The organism is Rothia sp. P5764, assembly GCF_048512965.1.
Classification (GTDB): domain Bacteria; phylum Actinomycetota; class Actinomycetes; order Actinomycetales; family Micrococcaceae; genus Rothia.
In genome coordinates, this window is record NZ_JBLXXQ010000003.1 from 1 (window position 1) to 17,076 (window position 17,076).

At 58.6% G+C, this 17,076-nt stretch carries 17 protein-coding genes; 7 read left to right on the forward strand and 10 right to left on the reverse strand.

The window, feature by feature from the left end; genetic code table 11:
• Positions 1 to 93: 93 nt before the first annotated feature.
• From ACN08Y_RS05435 to ACN08Y_RS05450, 4 genes are read right to left on the reverse strand one after another with little or no spacing between them, the layout of a single operon-like run.
• A complete protein-coding gene (locus ACN08Y_RS05435; protein ID WP_419104645.1) occupies positions 94 to 1,014 on the reverse strand; it encodes an amino acid ABC transporter permease in 921 nt (306 codons plus the stop codon).
• On the reverse strand, positions 1,011 to 1,694 hold the full coding sequence (locus ACN08Y_RS05440; protein ID WP_419099419.1) for an amino acid ABC transporter permease: 684 nt from the start codon (positions 1,692 to 1,694) through the stop codon (positions 1,011 to 1,013). The genes ACN08Y_RS05435 and ACN08Y_RS05440 overlap by 4 nt, the downstream gene beginning before the upstream one ends.
• Before the next feature lie 54 nt (positions 1,695 to 1,748).
• The gene (locus ACN08Y_RS05445; protein WP_419112057.1) at positions 1,749 to 2,597 is read right to left on the reverse strand and encodes a glutamate ABC transporter substrate-binding protein; all 849 of its coding nucleotides are present in this window, start codon (positions 2,595 to 2,597) and stop codon (positions 1,749 to 1,751) included.
• 11 nt (positions 2,598 to 2,608) lie between these two features.
• Positions 2,609 to 3,337 carry an amino acid ABC transporter ATP-binding protein gene (locus ACN08Y_RS05450; protein WP_419099454.1) on the reverse strand — a complete coding sequence of 243 codons (729 nt, stop codon included), beginning with the start codon at positions 3,335 to 3,337 and terminating at the stop codon, positions 2,609 to 2,611.
• 201 nt (positions 3,338 to 3,538) lie between these two features.
• On the opposite strand from ACN08Y_RS05450, the gene ACN08Y_RS05455 reads away from it, so the two are divergent.
• The 3 genes from ACN08Y_RS05455 (at position 3,539) to ACN08Y_RS05465 (ending at position 5,483) form a co-directional block, all read left to right on the forward strand.
• Complete coding sequence (locus ACN08Y_RS05455) at positions 3,539 to 3,895, forward strand: hypothetical protein (RefSeq protein WP_419099421.1); 357 nt, start codon at positions 3,539 to 3,541, stop codon at positions 3,893 to 3,895.
• A 79-nt stretch (positions 3,896 to 3,974) separates the two neighbouring features.
• Positions 3,975 to 5,195, forward strand: a complete 1,221-nt coding sequence (locus ACN08Y_RS05460) for a hypothetical protein (protein ID WP_419112058.1) — start codon at positions 3,975 to 3,977, stop codon at positions 5,193 to 5,195.
• 126 nt (positions 5,196 to 5,321) lie between these two features.
• The gene (locus ACN08Y_RS05465) at positions 5,322 to 5,483 is read left to right on the forward strand and encodes a DUF3117 domain-containing protein (protein ID WP_419099423.1); all 162 of its coding nucleotides are present in this window, start codon (positions 5,322 to 5,324) and stop codon (positions 5,481 to 5,483) included.
• 52 nt (positions 5,484 to 5,535) lie between these two features.
• Here the strand turns inward: ACN08Y_RS05465 and ACN08Y_RS05470 are convergent, their stop codons facing one another.
• On the reverse strand, positions 5,536 to 6,177 hold the full coding sequence (locus ACN08Y_RS05470) for an O-methyltransferase (RefSeq protein ID WP_419112059.1): 642 nt from the start codon (positions 6,175 to 6,177) through the stop codon (positions 5,536 to 5,538).
• A gap of 114 nt (positions 6,178 to 6,291) precedes the next feature.
• Here ACN08Y_RS05470 and ACN08Y_RS05475 point away from each other — a divergent pair, with 114 nt between their 5' ends.
• Positions 6,292 to 6,657 (forward strand): Sec-independent protein translocase TatB, encoded by a 366-nt coding sequence (locus tag ACN08Y_RS05475; RefSeq protein ID WP_419099425.1) that lies wholly within the window; start codon positions 6,292 to 6,294, stop codon positions 6,655 to 6,657.
• A gap of 111 nt (positions 6,658 to 6,768) precedes the next feature.
• On the opposite strand, the gene ACN08Y_RS05480 is transcribed toward ACN08Y_RS05475, so the two are convergent.
• From ACN08Y_RS05480 to ACN08Y_RS05490, 3 genes are read right to left on the reverse strand one after another with little or no spacing between them, the layout of a single operon-like run.
• A complete protein-coding gene (locus ACN08Y_RS05480) occupies positions 6,769 to 7,902 on the reverse strand; it encodes a P-loop NTPase (RefSeq protein WP_419099426.1) in 1,134 nt (377 codons plus the stop codon).
• A gap of 15 nt (positions 7,903 to 7,917) precedes the next feature.
• The gene (locus ACN08Y_RS05485) at positions 7,918 to 8,610 is read right to left on the reverse strand and encodes a DUF1003 domain-containing protein (RefSeq protein WP_419112060.1); all 693 of its coding nucleotides are present in this window, start codon (positions 8,608 to 8,610) and stop codon (positions 7,918 to 7,920) included.
• Positions 8,603 to 9,910 carry a magnesium transporter MgtE N-terminal domain-containing protein gene (locus ACN08Y_RS05490; protein ID WP_419104642.1) on the reverse strand — a complete coding sequence of 436 codons (1,308 nt, stop codon included), beginning with the start codon at positions 9,908 to 9,910 and terminating at the stop codon, positions 8,603 to 8,605. The genes ACN08Y_RS05485 and ACN08Y_RS05490 overlap by 8 nt, the downstream gene beginning before the upstream one ends.
• A gap of 176 nt (positions 9,911 to 10,086) precedes the next feature.
• Between ACN08Y_RS05490 and ACN08Y_RS05495 the strand changes: the two genes are divergently transcribed.
• The gene (locus tag ACN08Y_RS05495; RefSeq protein WP_419112061.1) at positions 10,087 to 11,127 is read left to right on the forward strand and encodes a general stress protein; all 1,041 of its coding nucleotides are present in this window, start codon (positions 10,087 to 10,089) and stop codon (positions 11,125 to 11,127) included.
• A 114-nt stretch (positions 11,128 to 11,241) separates the two neighbouring features.
• On the opposite strand, the gene ACN08Y_RS05500 is transcribed toward ACN08Y_RS05495, so the two are convergent.
• Positions 11,242 to 12,792, reverse strand: a complete 1,551-nt coding sequence (locus tag ACN08Y_RS05500) for an aminopeptidase P family protein (protein ID WP_419112062.1) — start codon at positions 12,790 to 12,792, stop codon at positions 11,242 to 11,244.
• A gap of 136 nt (positions 12,793 to 12,928) precedes the next feature.
• Here ACN08Y_RS05500 and ACN08Y_RS05505 point away from each other — a divergent pair, with 136 nt between their 5' ends.
• Both ACN08Y_RS05505 and ACN08Y_RS05510 read left to right on the forward strand, forming a co-directional pair.
• The gene (locus tag ACN08Y_RS05505) at positions 12,929 to 13,777 is read left to right on the forward strand and encodes a PHP domain-containing protein (protein WP_419099431.1); all 849 of its coding nucleotides are present in this window, start codon (positions 12,929 to 12,931) and stop codon (positions 13,775 to 13,777) included.
• 52 nt (positions 13,778 to 13,829) lie between these two features.
• Positions 13,830 to 15,263: a GuaB1 family IMP dehydrogenase-related protein gene (locus tag ACN08Y_RS05510; RefSeq protein ID WP_419112063.1), complete on the forward strand. Its 1,434-nt coding sequence runs from the start codon at positions 13,830 to 13,832 to the stop codon at positions 15,261 to 15,263.
• A 130-nt stretch (positions 15,264 to 15,393) separates the two neighbouring features.
• Here ACN08Y_RS05510 and ACN08Y_RS05515 read toward each other — a convergent pair whose 3' ends face one another.
• Positions 15,394 to 16,953: a DEAD/DEAH box helicase gene (locus tag ACN08Y_RS05515; protein WP_419112065.1), complete on the reverse strand. Its 1,560-nt coding sequence runs from the start codon at positions 16,951 to 16,953 to the stop codon at positions 15,394 to 15,396.
• Between the last annotated feature and the right edge of the window lie 123 nt (positions 16,954 to 17,076).

The window sequence follows — 17,076 nt, forward strand, 5'->3', positions numbered from 1 at the left end:
CCCCAACGAGCAGACCAAGAGGAAGGGGGGGGGCCTAGGCGGGGAGGCCCCGGGGCCGCCCCGCCTCTTCAATGCCCTAGGGCTAGCAGAAGACTAGGCCTTGGGGATCTTGAACATCATCTCGGTCTTGGGGCGAGGATCATCGACCTCACCCGGGACACCGTCCGCATGCTTAATATCTACATCCGAATGGGAACTCAGGAACCCTGAGAGCCACTCAGCTAGCAGAGTCAGGGCGAAGTTGATGACCACGAAGATGAGGGCGGCCAGCAGCAGCATTTGCAGGATATTGCCCTCACCAGAGCCGAAGCGGCGGGCAGCCGCTAGAAGCTCGGGGTAGGAAATGATGTAACCCAGAGCGGTATCTTTCAGAATGACCACGAACTGCGAGAGCAGCGAGGGCATCATAGCGGTCAGTGCCTGGGGCACTAGAATCAGGGTTAGCACCTTCCAGGGGGTCATACCGATAGCTAGCCCCGCTTCGCCCTGGCCCTTGGGGAGCTGGTGCACACCCGAGCGCAGGAGCTCCGCAATCACCGAGCCGTTGTAGAGGGTAAGCCCCAGAACAACAGCAACGAAGGGGAGCTGGGAAGGCGCTAGGATGTTGAGCTTGCCCAGGAAGAGCCAGAAGAAAATCATCATCATCAGGACCGGGACCGCGCGGAAGAACTCGACCACTACGGTGCCAAAGCCACGAATCAGTTTATTGGGTGATAGGCGGGCCAGACCGAAGAAAAGACCGAACAGCACCGAAGTGATCACTGAGAGCAGGGCTGCGGCTAGGGTTTTGCCGAGCGCGGGCAGAATGTAGTTGGCCCAGAGGTTGCCTGAGAAGAGCGAAGTCCACTTGTCGGCTTCCAACTGGCCCTGGCGGTTCATGACAACCAGGACGTAGGCCAAACCTGCAGCCAGCAGGAGCAGGGCTACAAGGTTGAAAATCTTGGTGCGGGCTCGGGCCTTGGGGCCGGGTACGTCAAAGAGCACCGAGGTTGAGGTCATACGCTTACTGCTCATCGCTTCACCGCCAATCTACGAGAGGCCCAGGTGGTGAGAAGGCCGATGGGGACAACAATAATCACAAAGCCCATAGCAAAGACAAAGAAGATCATGAAGATGAGGTCAGAGTTGAACTCGATCATGGATTTCATCATGCCGGAGGCTTCAGCCACCGAAGCCACGGTGGCCACGGTGGTGTTCTTAGCCAGAGCAATCAGGGTGTTACCTAGAGGGGTAATCGACCCGCGAAGAGCCTGGGGGAAGATGATGTAGCGGGCTGTGGGCAAGAAACCCAGGCCAATAGCGCGGGCGGCTTCTGCCTGCCCCACTGGTACGGTGTTGACGCCGGAGCGGATAGCCTCGCAGACGAAAGCCGCATGGTAGATTGCCAGCACAATAACGGCATAGATAAAGAAGTTCAGCTCAAACGATGTTGCCAGTGAGAGCTGGAACTGAGTCCACACGCCCAAGATTGCCAGGGTCATCAGAATGGTCAGCGGGGTATTGCGGACCAGGTGCACATAGGCGGTACCTGCCCAGCGCAAAGAAGGCACTGGGGAGATACGCATAAGTGCCAGGAGCGATCCAAGGACAAACGAACCGATCGCTGCCCAGAAGGTCAGCTGTAGGTTGGTCCAGAAAGCTCCGATGACATCGTAGGTGGCAAAGAGCGTGGAGAGCTGTTCAGAGAACGACATGAAAGCCTCCAAATAAAGAAAGTTTAGTGTGTAAAAGATGGAATAAGCGGTGGGTTACTTAGGTTCAACGGTGGCGCAGGAGTCGCCCAGAACCGGAGGGTTCAGCTCGGTATCGTAAGCGTAGCCTGATGCGCCGACATTCTTCTCGAGGGCTTCTTCCCAGGCACCGGTTTCGACCATCTTGTTGATGGCTGCATTGATTGCGGAGCACTTATCTGAGCCCTTGGGCAGACCAACGCCGTACTTTTCGGTGGAGAAAGTGTTGCCGACCAGCTTGAGTTCGCCCTGGTTAGCCTTGGTGGAGGCCAGACCTGCCAGAATGATGTCGTCGGTGGTGACCGCATCGACCATACCCGCGTTGAGCGCTACCACGCAGTCCGAGTAGGAGTTCTGCTGCACCAGCTGAACGTCCGAGGAGTACTTGTCCTGAATCTTCTTGGCCGAGGTTGACCCGGTGACAGAGCAAAGATTCTTGCCCGAGAGCGACTCAGGCCCGGTGATATCGGTGCTATCGGCCTGCACGAGCAGGTCCTGGCCTGCTACGAAGTAGGGTCCAGCGAAATCAACGGTCTTGATACGCTTTTCGGTGATGGAGTAGGTCGCAAAAATCATGTCTACCTGGTTGTTAGAGAGCATGTTCTCGCGGTTGGCCGAGGGGGCTTCAACCCACTCAATCTGGTCCTCTGAGTAGCCGAGCTCCTTGGCCACGTAGCGGGCTACGTCGGTATCGAAGCCGGTGTAGTCGCGGCCGTCCTGGTAGCCCAGGCCGGGCTGGTCGTACTTAATGCCGATACGGATGGTGTCCTTGGCACTACTTGAGCCGCAACCGGAGAAAGCCAGGGTTGCGCTAGCTAGGACTGCCGCGCAGGCTACTGCTTTGGCTTTGAGGGTGGATAGCTTCATGGGTGCTCTCCTTAGTGGCCCAGGATCTTACCCAGGAAGTCCTTGGCACGATCGGTCTGGGGATTGGTGAAGAACTGGTCAGGCCTTGCCTCTTCGAGGATTTCACCGTCGGCCAGGAAAACGATTCGGTCGGCGGCCTTGCGGGCAAAGCCCATTTCGTGGGTTACCACGATCATGGTCATACCTTCTCGGGCCAGGGAGACCATGGTGTCAAGAACTTCGTTGACCATTTCGGGGTCGAGTGCGCTGGTGGGCTCGTCAAAGAGCATGACCTTGGGTTGCATGGCCAATGCACGGGCAATGGCGACGCGCTGCTGCTGGCCGCCGGAGAGCTGGGCCGGCATCTTGGAGGCCTGGTTATCGACGCCTACCTTTTTGAGCAGGCTCATGGCAAGTTCTTCGGCTTCTGCCTTGCTCATGCCGCGAACCTTGCGGGGGCCCAAGGTGACGTTTTCAAGAATGGTCTTGTGGGCGAAGAGGTTAAAGGACTGGAAGACCATGCCGACCTCGGCCCGCAGGTTAGCCAGTTCTTTGCCTTCTTCAGGTAGTTTCTTGCCGTCGATGGTGATGGTACCGCTTGAAATGGTTTCGAGGCGGTTGATGGTACGGCAGAGGGTTGATTTACCCGAACCTGAGGGGCCCAGAAGAATGACCACCTCACCCGCTCCAACAGAAAGATTAATGTCCTTGAGGACGTGGTTCTCACCGTAATACTTATTAACGCCGGTGAGCTGAACCAGTGCATCAGTAGTCACAGAGGTTCCTCCCTTGTGGTGGATATGTGTGCGTGCCGGTAGCATTGAGGTGCTAAAGCACAACCAAAATAGGTGTATGTGCCTTACCTTACCCGTTGGCAGGTAAACAGCTTGTTACACTTTGGGCTACTTTGTGTCGCCCCTGTATCGCTAGTTGCCCATGAGCGGGGTGTATGGGGCAGCCTAATGACGGGGGAAATCTTGAATTATCTGTTGGTGGCAATAACGTTTGTGGTGATCATGGCTGTCTTAGCCGGGTGTGCGGCGATGGGTAGCGACCGCCTGATTCCGGCCCGCAAAACCCTTAACCACATCAGCCAAGACGGAATTGATATTGTTCCCGCCTCTGAGCCGCCGATCATTCTCTCGGACCGACCCGATAGTGCTGAATTGGAGCGTGTAGGTTTTGCGACCTCCATCCTGGGTTATAACCGTGAAGAGGTGGACGGTGTGCTGGCCAAAACTATTGAGGAGAACAGGCGGCTTCGTGATCGGCTCGCTCAGCTGAACGGTGAGAGCGCCCCGGTTGATGCCGATGACTAATGGTTCCCTTCACCGTGATATAGGGGCTAGGGTCAGCCTTGGCATAAGCCAGCTATGGTTTGTGGCAGTTAGCCGGTTCGTGCGGTTACCTGCTATGGCTCAGGTGGCTTTGCTCTATGCTGTTAGCCGGGTGTGGGGCTGGTTTGTTTTCAGTCGTGTTGGTTTACACCAGACGGTGAGCCCCTGGAAGAACTCAGCCATGACCTACCTAGAGTATGTCAATATATGGGATGCTGACTGGTATTCCTCTATTGCCGCGACCGGCTACCCCTCACAGCTACCCCTTGATGCTACCGGGCATGTAGCTCAAAATGAGTGGGCCTTCTACCCGCTATACCCCCTCACCGCAGGTACTCTTACCTGGCTGACGGGCTTGGACTACGCTCTAGTGGCTCCGACCCTGTCATTAATCTGCGGTCTGGGCGCATCCTGGTTTATCTACCGACTGTGCATGGTCTCCCTGGGCAACGGGCAGAGCGCCGCTGAGCATAGTAACCTGGATACCCAACACAGCACCGCGCTGTGGGCAAGCACAGCGGTAAATTTCAGCGCGGTTGCACCGATCCTGCAAACAGGCTATGCCGAAGCTATGGGTCTGCTCTTCTTAGCCTGGGCTCTCTACCTCCTGGTGGAAAGCCGCTACCGCCTGATGCTGATTCCAGCGCTCTGCGCTGCCCTGGCCCGCCCCATCGGCCTACCCTTGGGGGCAGCTGTGGGCCTATGGTGGCTTATGGCCTTCCTGCACCGCCTCAGAAGCGGTCAGAGGGTGTGGCCTACACTCCGAGAGACAGCCACACAACTTGTGTGTGCCCTTGCAGTCTGTGCCTTTGCCTTTATCCACCCTGCCTACGCCTGGGCTGTCACCGGGCGCATAGATGCCTACACCGCAACCGAGGCCGCCTGGCGGGCCGGGGGTGAGGACGTGCTACCGTTCTTGCCCTGGCTGACCCAAAGCCAGCTCTACCTTGGCAGTATTCTGGGGCCGCTTATTCTCTTGGTGCTGATAGCGGGCTTTACCCTGTGCCTGATTGCTCCTAGTACCCGAAAGGTGCTCCACCCAGCGCTTGTGCTCTGGTGTGCCTGCTACGCGGTCTACATGCTGGCCTTCTTTAATCCGCAGTCCTCGACCTTCCGCCTGCTTCTACCGCTTTTCCCGCTCCTGCTCCCTGTGGTGGCACTTTCAGCCTCTCGGGCCTACCGCTGGTTGCTCATGTGTGCAGGGGCGACCCTGCAATTTGGGTGGGTGGGCTGGCTCTGGCACTGGAAGCAACTACCCGGTGGAGGGGACTACCCACCCTAAACCTGTAAGTTTGCTTCGCAAAACCACCTTAAATGCTCCGGTAAGCACTACTATTAAAAGAAAGTGAGCCCGGTTGCACCGGTGCCATCCACTCATAGACTAACCTTCCCCAAGGAGAAGACTCCCATGGCAGCTCAAAAACCACGCACCGGAGACGGTCCGCTCGAAATCGTACGTGAGGGCCGTAGCATCGTAATGCGCATCCCCGTTGAAGGCGGCGGGCGCCTGGTCCTTGATATCACTGAAGAAGAGGTAGAGGCTCTCCGGGTGTGCGTAGAGAATTTCTAGACTTCCTGAAAATTTGAATACCTCGGCCCCATCAGCCGAGGTTTCTTTTACCCTATTTCTTGTAGATCAAGTAGAGGCCTGAGCCCACATACAGTAAAGAGACAAAGACGTCCTCGGTGCAGGCCGCTATATCGTGAAGGACAGATCGTAGGGTAACGGTCACCCCGTCGCGGTCAGTGGGGCTAGCTACAGCACCCCCGGCCAAAGGGTCGTGCAAGATCAGCAGGCCACCGGACGCTAAGAGGGCTAGAGCGTTGAGCACCAGCTGATCTGCCAGTTCAGGACCGGCATCGACCAGAGCCAGGTCGTAGGAGCCGGGGGAGAGCCTGGGGAGTACTTGGAGGGCATCACCGGTAATAACCCGCACACGGTGGCTCTGCTCCAGCCCAGTCGCGGAAAGTAACGATCGGACGGCCTGGGAGCGGGTTGCATCAATATCGATAGTGGTCAGCGAAGTCCCAGCGGGTAACCCGCTCAGGAGCGCTGCGGTAGAAACTCCAGCCCCGCACCCAATTTCTACGGTGTGCTGGGCTTTACCCGTAGCGGCCAGGATGGTCAAGAGGGCCGCCACAGAGGGCGCGACGGGGGCAGCATCAAGCCGCTCGGCCTGCTCTCGGGCAAGCTCAAGGACCGGCACCTCACGCGGGAACTCTTCGGTATAGACCCAATTCCGGGCCAGATCATGTGACTTCATAAAAAACAACTACCCGCCTTCGACCTGCAAAAACAATAATGATCCTGGGAACATCTTATTCAATAGAAGCTGTTTTATGGGCGTTCGACCAGCCTAAGCTGGTAATCTCTAGGTGTGTTTGGAATTAGTGGTCTTGAATTTATTTTTCTTGCAGTCCTGGTGTTTTTTGTCATCGGGCCAGAACGCATGCCCGAATATGCCCAGCAGCTCAAAGATTTCATTAAGTACGTGCGCCGTATGGCCTTCGAGGCTAAAGACGACCTCAAAGAGACCCTGGGCCCTGGCCTAGATGACATCAACTGGCGTCAGTACGACCCCCGCCAGTATGACCCTCGCGTGATTGTGCGTGAGGCTTTCGCAGAAGATGAGGAAGAACGCCGCCAGCAACTAGAGGAAAAAGCTCAGGCGGCTCCCGCGCTTTCTGTGACCTCTCGCTTACCACGGGGGGCATGGGCACCTTTTGATACCGAAGCCACCTAAAAAGAGGCGCCTTAGCGAGCAGCTGGGAGCGGGCAAACAAGTAGAGGGAACCGGCCAATAGGGCCAGTTCCCTCTATTCCTTTAAAGGGCGTAAGGACAGATGGGCAACTTTTAGAGGTTCACGGGAAGAGACTGCCCAGCTAGGCCGCGTGGGCGGTGGGTAATATGGTGAGCTACCTGGGTCAATACCTGTGCCGCTGAGGTCTCGGGAGCGCCCCAGACAAGGGGGGTGCCAGCGTCGCCACCCTGGCGCAGGGCTAGCTCAAGAGGAACAGAACCCAGCAGGGGAACTTCATAGCCCAGCGCCTGGCTGAGCGACTGGGTCAGCTGAGCACCGCCACCCTCACCGAAGAGGGGCAGGGTAGTACCGTCCGGAAGCTGCATGGCCGCCATGTTTTCAAGCACACCCACCAGCTTCTGCTCGGTTTGGATGCTCAAAGTTCCTGCCCGCTGGGCAACGTCCACGGCGGCTAGCTGGGGAGTAGAAACGAGTAGAATCTCTGCCTGGGGCAGGAGCTGGGCCATGGAAATAGCAATGTCGCCCGTGCCGGGAGGCAAATCGAGCAAGAGCACATCAATCTGCCCAAAATGCACGTCTGTCAAAAACTGTTCAAGAGCGCGGTGGAGCATGGGGCCACGCCAGGCAACCGGCTGGTCAGGCTTCACAAACATACCAATGGAGATGACCTTTATGGCACCCTTGCCCTTGGGGGCCTCCACTACGGGTGGCAGAATCATATCGTCCATACGGGTAGGGCCTTCGGTAATCCCCAGCAAACCGGGTATAGAGAAGCCGTGCACATCGGCATCAATGATTCCTACAGTCATACCGGCAGACGCGCAGGCAGCGGCCAGGTTGGCCGTAACCGAGGACTTACCCACCCCGCCCTTACCACTGGCAATCGCGTAGACCCGGGTGAGGGAACCTGGCTGAGTGAAAGGGTTCTGCCGGGTATGCCCCAGCTTCTGCCGCAGTTCAGCCCGCTGTTCTGGGGTCATATAGCCAACGGTCAGGTCAATATCTTGGACCTCGTCGAGGGCGCTGACGGCTGTTCGCACGTCCTTTTCAATGGTGCCGCGCAGCGGGCACCCCTCGATAGTGAGCAGGATAGAGATGCTTGCGGTCGAACCTACCAGTTCCGCCCGCTCCACCATACCCAGCTCTGTGATGGGTAGCCGTAACTCGGGATCAATAACGGTGGCAAGGACAGCTTCGAGCCGCTCATTTTCAGGAGTTTTTTGCATGAGAGAGAAGACCGCCTACTCAAAGGTACGGTCGATATCCTTTACCATCTTCTTTTTTCGGACCTTAGGGTCATCTTCACTTTCTACCGCAAGCACACTGCCTCCGGCTGGGGAGGTTGTGAAGCTGGAGCTATGAGGGTCATCTGCCCTGGTGCTGCTGAGAGAGGCAAGATGCTCTGCCCGAGTAAAGAGTTCCTCCTGCCGGCGCTGAACCTCCTGCAACTCCTCCATGATGTCGCGTATTTCGCCGCGGACAAAGTCACGGGTGGCTACCTCACGCAGAGTAATACGCAAAGAAGCGATTTCGCGGGTCAGGTACTCGGTCTCTTCAAGGTTGCGCTGATCACGCTGGCGGTCCTGGCGGGCTACCACGCGGTCACGGTCATCCTGCCGGTTCTGTGCCAGCAGAAGCAGGGGAGCGGCGTAGGAGGCCTGCAAGGACAGCATAAGGGTCAAGAGAGTGAAGTTAAGCGAACGTGGGTCAAACTGCATCTCTTCGGGAGCTAGGGTGTTCCAGCCTAACCAGATGGCACAGAATACAGTCATCCACAGCAGAAACTGCGGAGTCCCCATAAAGCGTGCAATTTTCTCTGTCATCTGCCCAAAGGCATCGGGGTCAGGGTTGAACTGAAAGAGCGGACGGCGTTTCTTGTCCTGAGGGGTTCCTAGTGCCTGGGCTCTTTCATCGCGTTCGCGGGCATCACTCAAATCGGCGACCTACCTTTCTAATCGGGGTGCCATCATCATAGGTGCGCCAATCATCGGGCAAGATCTCATCGAGAACGTCATCGACGGTGACAGCGCCCACCAGCCGGTCATGGTCGTTGATGACTGGGACGATGGTGAGGTCGTAGGTGGCAAGAATACGGGTTACCTCTTCGATACTGGCAGCATCGGTAACCGGTTCAATAGAGGTATCTATAATGTTACCCACCTGTTCGCTGGGAGAGTGGCGCAGTAAACGTTGCATGTGCACAATCCCCAGGTAGCGACCGGTGGGGGTTTCAAGGGGTGGGCGAGCGACCATAACAGCAGCGGCCATAGCAGGTGAGATCTCCTCCTGCCGGATATGAGCCAGAGCCTCGGCCACGGTCGCTTCGGGGGAGAGAATGATGGGGACCGGGTTCATGAGTGAGCCGGCGGTACCTTCGTCATATTCGAGTAGGCGACGCACGTCATCGGAATCATCGGGGTCCATAAGTGTCAGGAGCTCTTCGCGCTGGGTGTCTGAGAGCTCTCCTAGCAGGTCAGCCGCGTCATCGGGCTCCATCTCTTCGAGCACATTGACGGCGCGCTCAACTTCCAGGTTCGAGAGAATCTGAACCTGATCCTCTTCGGGGAGCTCCTGGAGGACATCCGCCAGGCGCTCATCCTGGAGTTCCTGGGCGACCTCCACCATGCGTTTGTCGGGCATTTCGTGGATAGCGTCTGCCAGGTCAGCGGGGTTAGAATCTTCGTGGCTGGCCACAAAGGCTGTGGCCGCCTGGGGCTCAAAGTCAGTGGAGAGGATAGCCTCGTGCCAGTCAATAATCAGGGTTTCTTTACGGCGGCGCATCAGACCGCTGTTGCCGCGTGAGATAAAAAGCTCGGAAATGAACCAGTCTCCATTGCGGCGCTGTTCCATGGCAACGTCTTCAATCTGAGCCATGCCGGAGCCGTCACGCAACTGAACCTTACGGTCAAAAATTTCGCCCACAACCAGGGCCTCTGAGCCGCGCTGTTCAAAACGGCGCAGGTTAACCAGGCCCGTCAGAATAATCTGAGTGGAGTCAATGCTGGTTACGCGGGTCATAGGCACAAAAATGCGTTTCTTACCCAGAATCTCAATGACGATACCCACCACAACGGGTTCCTTGAGCTTGGCAAGTGAAGCAACCGCTGAAAACTGGGTGAAGCCGCTTTTGAGCACGACAACATCGCGCAAACGGCCAAGCCGGTCACCGTGGGGGTCAAAGACATCGAGACCTAGTAGGCGGGCAATAAAAATTTTGTTTGGTACGCTACTCACTCTTTCCAGAGTACTCGCCTTGCAGGAGCGCTGCCATGCTTATCTGCGGATATACCCGGAAAATAGGCGCAAACTTACACTGCCCAAGGTTCCTGGGCCGGCTAGCTAGTTCACCTGTGGCGATAACAGGGCGCTCTCCCAGCTAACTCTCGACAAACTAGTCAAAAATAGGGGTTATGGATCAACTCAACGTACCTCCTGCACTGGCTTTGTCCGATGGCGCTTCCCTACCTCCCGGTGAACTGGTCGCCACTTTCAATAACCGCAAGGAACTCAACCGCGCTCTCGAATTCCTGGCCAGCCAGAAGTTCCCCGTTCACTCTCTCTACGTGGTGGGGCATGAGGTCCGTCAGGTTGATTACATTACAGGGCAGGCTACCTATCCCCGTGCCGCTCTAGGCGGCGCCGTTCAGGGCGTGGGCCTGGGCGCGCTGGTGGGCTTCTTCAACGCTTTTGTTACCAACACCTCGATCCTGGCGAACCTGCTCAGCATCGTGCCTCTGGCTATTGCCTTTTGCATGATTTACTCCGTTGTCGTGGCGGCTCGAGCCAAGGGGCGCGGGATCCGTACCCGCACTCAGATGCTACCGGCCCGCCTTGACCTGATGGCTATCCCGGCCACAGCCCAGGCTGCCCGGAACCTGCTTCGCGTGTCCGTTCAGCCCGCCCCCCAGTCTGCTGGCCAGCCCCAGGCGCCGCGCACAGAGGCCCCCGGACAGAACCAGAACCAACCCGGACAGAACTTACCGCCCTCCCAGCCTGTGCAAGGCCCCAGCCCCCAGCAGAGCGCCAGCCCTGCACCATCTGCGCCTCAGCACCAGCCCGGCCCCCAATGGTTTGATCCTCACCAGCCTCTTCCACCCCACCAGACAGAACCCCAGCCTTTCTTGCCCGGTTTCAACCCTACAGATCAGGCACAGCAGGGCTCCGCTACCCCCGAGCAACCCGCTCAGCCGGTCTTCACACCCCCGGCCCAGACCAAGTCGGACGGCACCAAAGCCGCCAGCAAGTATGGCCTGCGGGTTGAAACCCCCGAAGAATTCGAGGCAGCTATCCGCAAGACACCCACCGCAGACACCTCTGTTAACGAGCGTATCGAGCAGATTCGTGCCGAGCAGAGTGAACAGCGCTACGGACTGCGGGTTGAAACTCCCGAAGAGTTCGAAGCCGCCATCCGCCGGGAACCGGAGCAGGACAGCAAGGCGTCACAAGACTAAGTAGCCCCGAGTCTGCTACCGGAAGGCAAAGAATAAAGCCCCTGCTAGATCCTCAAGATGGAGCTAGCAGGGGCTTTTGCCCTGGCGGACTCTTAGAAGCAGCCCGGAGGGTGCCTAGCGGGAAATCTCAGCCATCCAGGCCTCAATGCCCTCAACGGTGCGGGGCAGGGCGGCAGAGAGGTTTTCGTTACCGTCTTCGGTAATGAGCACATCATCCTCAATACGGATACCGATACCGCGTAGTTCCTCGGGAATCAGCAGATCCTCTTCCTTGAAGTAAAGGCCCGGCTCAATGGTGAAGACCATGCCCGGCTCAATCACACCATCCATGTAGAGCTCCATCTTGGCCTGAGCACAGTCATGCACGTCAAGGCCGAGGTGGTGGCTGGTACCGTGGGGCATCCAGCGGCGGTGATGCCCACCCTGATCAGACAGAGAAACCTCAGCAGAAACCGGGAGCAGGCCCCATTCGTGCAGGCGGGTTGCCAGAACCTGCATGGCGGCATCGTGAACTTCATGGAACTTACGGCCCGGAACAGCCGCCTTAAAGGCCGCATCGGCGGCTTCAAGAACAATCCTGTAGGCCCTAGCCTGTACCTCACTGAACTTGCCGTTGACCGGGAAAGTACGGGTGATGTCGGCGGTATAGAGGGTATCGTCTTCCACCCCGGCATCGACCAGCATGAGCTTGCCCTCTTCCACCGGCCCGTTGTTAGAAATCCAGTGCAAAATGGTGGCATTGTTACCGCAGGCCGCGATAGTGTCATAGCCCAGGTCATTGCCCTCAATCCTGGCCTGGGAGAAAAAGGCGGTCTCAACCACCCGTTCACCGCGCCGGTGGGCAAGAGCGGCAGGCAACGAACGGATAACCTCAGCAAAACCATCGATGGTCAAATCGACCGAACGGCGCAGGTTCTCTACCTCAAGCTCATCCTTGACCAGGCGTGCCTGGGAGAGAGCCTCAGCCAGCGCCGCATCGAGCTTGTCGGACTCTTCTAAATCAACGGCGGTGTTGTAACGGGAGGTATCGACCAGGGCATCAACATTCAGGTCAACATCGCGTACTAGGCGGATCCTGATACCGCCCAGAGCCTGCGGCCCGGCGTTCTTGGTAATAGCGACTTCAAGCTCGGACAGATCAGCGGTGCGGATACCGTACTCGGCGCCCAGAGACTCCAGGGTAGGGCGGGGGCCAATCCAGAACTCACCGTAGCGGGGGTCGCGGTAAAACATCTCGGTGTCCCGACCAGCTAAGGGGCGAAAATACAGGGTAACCTCGTGATTCGACCCCTGATCGCCGCTGCCTTCCTCAACTGGCTCGTAGACCAGCACAGCATCGGGCTCATGGTCCACACCCAGGCCGGTCTGGTGGGCAAAAGCGGAGTGCGGACGGAAGCGGTAGTCGGTGTCGTTTGAACGGACCTTAAGAGGGCCAGCGGGGATTACCAGGCGCTCGCCGGGGAAGAGCTTGGACAGAGCGGCGCGGCGGGTAGCGGCAAAATCAGCAGCGCGGGCGCGAGCAGGCAGGTCGCCGTTGGTCGGAGCCCAGTGAGCGGCCATAAATTCGGTAAAAGCTCTTGAACGGGGAGCGGCTGACCGGTTGGTGACGCGCTCTTCGATGGGCTGGTCATCACCGGGGGTGGGGGTCTTATCCTGTGTTGTCATACACACCAGTGTAGTGAGGGCGGTCAAGTACCGTCTAGCAGGGCGGGGCCGCACACAAAGGTAGCAACCCGCTGCTCCCTGCAGACTTAGCCAAGCTCATACCCTGACCAAGCTGTTGGCCCTGTAATCTAGGGGTATGTATGACCTGCACACCCATTCCTGCACTTCCGATGGCACCCAGCCCGTAGCCGAGCTGGTTGCTGAAGTAGCCGCGCTCGGTCTGACCGGCTTTGCCCTGACCGACCACGACACCACCGCTGGGTGGAGCCTGGCGCAGGCGGAAGCGGACAAATGGGGCCTAGATTTTGTGCCCGGTATGGAAATCTCCTGTTCAGCGCAGGGCGTGAGCGTCCACCTGCTGTGCTACCTGCACGACCCCCACCACGAAGGCCTGTGCGCGGAGATGGAACGATCCAGGGTCGCCCGCCGGAGCAGGGCTCAGCGCATGGTGGAGCGCCTGAGCGAAGACTACCCGCTGACCTGGGATACCGTACAGGAACACGTGCATCAGGGGGCTACCGTAGGCCGCCCCCATATTGCCGATGCGCTGGTAGCTATCGGCGCGGTCACCACACGAACCGAAGCCTTCCAGCGGGTGCTCACCCCAAGTTCCCCCTACTACATTCCCCACTACGCGGTAGACCCGGTAGAGGCCGTCCAACTGGTACGCCAGGCCGGTGGGGTCCCCGTTATGGCCCACCCCAGGGCACCTTCACGGGGCCGCTTAGCCAGTGATGAGACTATCTACGCCATGATTGATGCTGGCTTAGCTGGTGTTGAGGTCTACCACCGGGACAACCCACCCGAAGGTCGTCAGTGGCTACTGGATCTAGCCTCCCGCCACGACCTGCTGGTGACCGGCTCATCGGACTATCACGGTGCCGGTAAACCCAACCTTTTGGGCGAAAACACCACGGACCCGCAAACCGTAGCCGCCCTGCGCGCCCAGGCTGGCTCTCACCAGAAATTGGGGGAGCAGGTCTAAGCCCCCAGCTAATTCCCGCCGGTCTGTGTGCTCAACCACATAGACTAGAACCATGAAGTTCCTCAACGACACCAAGCCCACCACAGACCTCACCTACAACGACGTATTCATGGTTCCCTCGCCTTCCTCGGTTGGCTCCCGCATGGGAGTTGACCTGCGAACAGCAGATGGAACGGGCACTACCATCCCTCTGGTCATCGCCAATATGACCGCCGTATCGGGCCGCCGTATGGCTGAGACTGTTGCCCGGCGCGGGGGTATCGCCATTATTCCGCAGGATGTTCCGACCGATATCGTTGCCGAAACCATCAGGCGGGTCAAAAGCTCCCACCTGGTGTTCGATACTCCTATCACAGTCAAACCCCACCACACCGCAGGTTACGTTCGTCACCTGATTCCCAAGCGTGCTCACGGTGCTGCAATTGTGGTCGAGGATGACCGACCCGTCGGCATCATTACTCCTAAAGATATGCGCGGAGCCGATAATTTTGACCAGGTCCAAGACCTGATGAGCACCGAGCTACTGACCCTGAACCACAGCGTCACACCCCGCGAAGCTTTTGACATTCTCTACGAGCACTCCCGCAAGATCGCGCCCGTGGTTGATGAAGCCGGTCTACTGGTTGGTGTGCTGACCCGGTCAGCGGCTCTGCGTGCTAGCCTCTACACACCGGCCACCGACCAAGCTGGCTGCCTGCGTATTGGGGTGGCTATCGGTATTAACGGTGACATCGCCGGTCGCGCGGAAAGCCTGATTCAAGCCGGTGCTGATGTGCTGGTGATTGATACCGCCCACGGCCACCAGGACACCATGATTGAGGCCCTCAAAAAGGTTCGTTCCCTCAACCCCTCTATCCCAATCGCCGCCGGTAACGTGGTCACGGCGCAGGGGGTGCGTGACCTGGCTGAAGCCGGTGCAGATATTATCAAGGTCGGTGTTGGCCCCGGTGCCATGTGCACCACCCGCATGCAAACCGGCGTGGGCCGACCCCAATTCTCTGCCGTGCTTGAGTGTGCCCAAGAGGCTAGGAAGCTGGGTGTGCATGTCTGGGCCGACGGTGGTATCAAAGACCCCCGTGACGTTGCCCTTGCCCTAGCTGCCGGCGCATCCAATGTAATGATTGGCTCCTGGTTTGCCGGTACCCACGAATCGCCCGGGGATGTCCTCCAGGACTCCGAGGGCTGCCTCTACAAGGAAAGCTTCGGTATGGCCTCTCGCCGAGCGGTCATCAACCGTAACTCAAAGACCGAAGCCTTTGAAAAAGCCCGCCGCGAAATGTTCGAAGAGGGCATCTCTACCGCTCGCATCTACCTGCCTGAGGGCAGGGGCGGGGTGGAGGACCAGATTGATTCAATTATCTCCGGTGTGCGCTCAGCTTTCACCTACGCCGGGGCTTCCAGCATTGAAGAGTTCAGCGAACGGGCCGTGGTAGGTATTCAGTCAGCCGCAGGCTACGCAGAGGGTCAAGCCCGCTCTACCCGCTAAGCACAGCCACCGGGAGGTCATGAACCCCTGCCCAAGTTGAAGCCCGGTGCCCAACAACAAGAATGACCCCCTCCACAAGGGAGGGGGTCATTCTGCCTGTGAGGAGCGCTAGGGGTAAACCAGCGCGACCTTAGCCTTCGCCGCCCTCTACCCGGCGGGTACGGCGGCGGCGACGGGGCCTAGTCGCCGCATTAGCGCCCTCAGCGGGCTGCCCACCCTCAGAACTAGGGCGACGGCTAGAGGCAGGCTTGCTATCGCCCTGAGAGGATGAACGGCGCTCACCGTTACGGCCACCCCGGCGCTCTGCCGAGCGTGACCCATTGCGGTTCTCACCGCGGCCACGGCGGTCCTGCCCGCCCCTAGCAGGGCGTGAGCCAGCGGACTGGCGACGACCTGGCTCCTGCCCACCAAAATCCTCGGCCGCCTCAGCCTCAAGACCGGCAGCGGTGCGCTCTTCCTTGGGCAGACGGCCCTTGGTGCCTTTGGGGATACCAAGATCTGCAAAGAGGTGGGGAGAGGAAGAATAGGTTTCTACCGGCTCATCAACACCCAGCTCCAAAGCCTTGTTAATAAGCTTCCAGCGGGGAATATCTTCCCAATCCACCAGGGTGATAGCGGTACCCAGCTTCTCTGCGCGACCGGTGCGGCCTACACGGTGCAGGTAGGTCTTCTCGTCCTCGGGGCACTGGTAGTTAATGACGTGGGTGACATCTTCAACGTCGATACCTCGGGCGGCAACATCGGTAGCGACCAGGATATCGACCTTACCGTTGCGAAAAGCACGCAGAGCCTGCTCGCGGGCACCCTGGTTGAGGTCACCGTGGATAGCTCCAGCGGCAAAACCGCGTGACTGAAGCTCATCGGAGAGCTTGGCAGCAGAACGCTTGGTCTTGGTGAAAATAACGGTACGGCCACGGCCTTCCGCGCGCAGGACCCGGCTGACCAGCTCGTCCTTATCGAGAGGGTGGGCACGGTAGATGACCTGGCGGATAGATGCCTTGGTCATGGTCTCTTCTTCGCCGGACTCGGCGCGAATGTGCATGGGCTGGCGCATGTAGCGCCGGGCCATAGTCAGCACGGGACCGGGCATGGTTGCCGAGAAGAGCATGGTCTGGCGGACCTCTGGTACAGCAGAGAGCAGGCGCTCCACATCGGGCAGGAATCCTAAGTCCAGCATCTCATCAGCCTCATCGAGCACAACTATCTTGACCTGGCTCAGATTCAGGTGGTGCTGGCGGTGCAAGTCGATGAGACGGCCGGGTGTGCCCACGACCAGCTCAACGCCGTCGGTGAGTTCCTTAATCTGGGATTCGTAGGGGCGGCCGCCGTAGAGGGTCGCTACTCGCACACCGGTTTTATCGGCGGCTACCGACAGGTCACTACCTACCTGGATAGCGAGTTCACGGGTGGGAACAATAATCAGGGCCTGGGGTGCGCCGGGCACCTTGACTTGCCCCCACTCATCAGACTTGGGGCCAATAACGGTCTGTAGAGCGGGCAACCCAAAGCCCAGGGTCTTACCGGTACCGGTCTTAGCCTGGCCGATAATATCCTGGCCTGCCAATGCGATAGGCAGGGTCAGGGCCTGAATGGGGAAGGGGCTGGTGATGCCTTGGGCCGCGAGCGCATCGGAGATGTCCTGACGAACACCGTAGTCGGCAAATGTTGATGGGGTTTGGTGGTCTGTCACGAATCGTTGTCCTTTGATGTGGCCCAGTCATGGGCAAACGGGGGAGCCGATCGCGGATTTATCGTGCAGGTGTGAGCCCTATCGACCACATGAGGAACCCCGTAAGAGAACCGGTGGGAGAGC

Excerpts from the sequence above, each read along its gene's own strand:
- ACN08Y_RS05465 (WP_419099423.1), top strand. The coding sequence starts at position 5,322 with ATGGCAGCTCAAAAACCACGCACCGGAGACGGTCCGCTCGAAATCGTA.
- ACN08Y_RS05470 (WP_419112059.1), bottom strand. The coding sequence starts at position 6,177 with ATGAAGTCACATGATCTGGCCCGGAATTGGGTCTATACCGAAGAGTTC.
- ACN08Y_RS05455 (WP_419099421.1), top strand. The coding sequence starts at position 3,539 with ATGACGGGGGAAATCTTGAATTATCTGTTGGTGGCAATAACGTTTGTG.
- ACN08Y_RS05510 (WP_419112063.1), top strand. The coding sequence starts at position 13,830 with ATGAAGTTCCTCAACGACACCAAGCCCACCACAGACCTCACCTACAAC.
- ACN08Y_RS05445 (WP_419112057.1), bottom strand. The coding sequence starts at position 2,597 with ATGAAGCTATCCACCCTCAAAGCCAAAGCAGTAGCCTGCGCGGCAGTC.
- ACN08Y_RS05500 (WP_419112062.1), bottom strand. The coding sequence starts at position 12,792 with ATGACAACACAGGATAAGACCCCCACCCCCGGTGATGACCAGCCCATC.
- ACN08Y_RS05505 (WP_419099431.1), top strand. The coding sequence starts at position 12,929 with ATGTATGACCTGCACACCCATTCCTGCACTTCCGATGGCACCCAGCCC.
- ACN08Y_RS05480 (WP_419099426.1), bottom strand. The coding sequence starts at position 7,902 with ATGCAAAAAACTCCTGAAAATGAGCGGCTCGAAGCTGTCCTTGCCACC.
- ACN08Y_RS05440 (WP_419099419.1), bottom strand. The coding sequence starts at position 1,694 with ATGTCGTTCTCTGAACAGCTCTCCACGCTCTTTGCCACCTACGATGTC.
- ACN08Y_RS05435 (WP_419104645.1), bottom strand. The coding sequence starts at position 1,014 with ATGAGCAGTAAGCGTATGACCTCAACCTCGGTGCTCTTTGACGTACCC.
- ACN08Y_RS05495 (WP_419112061.1), top strand. The coding sequence starts at position 10,087 with ATGGATCAACTCAACGTACCTCCTGCACTGGCTTTGTCCGATGGCGCT.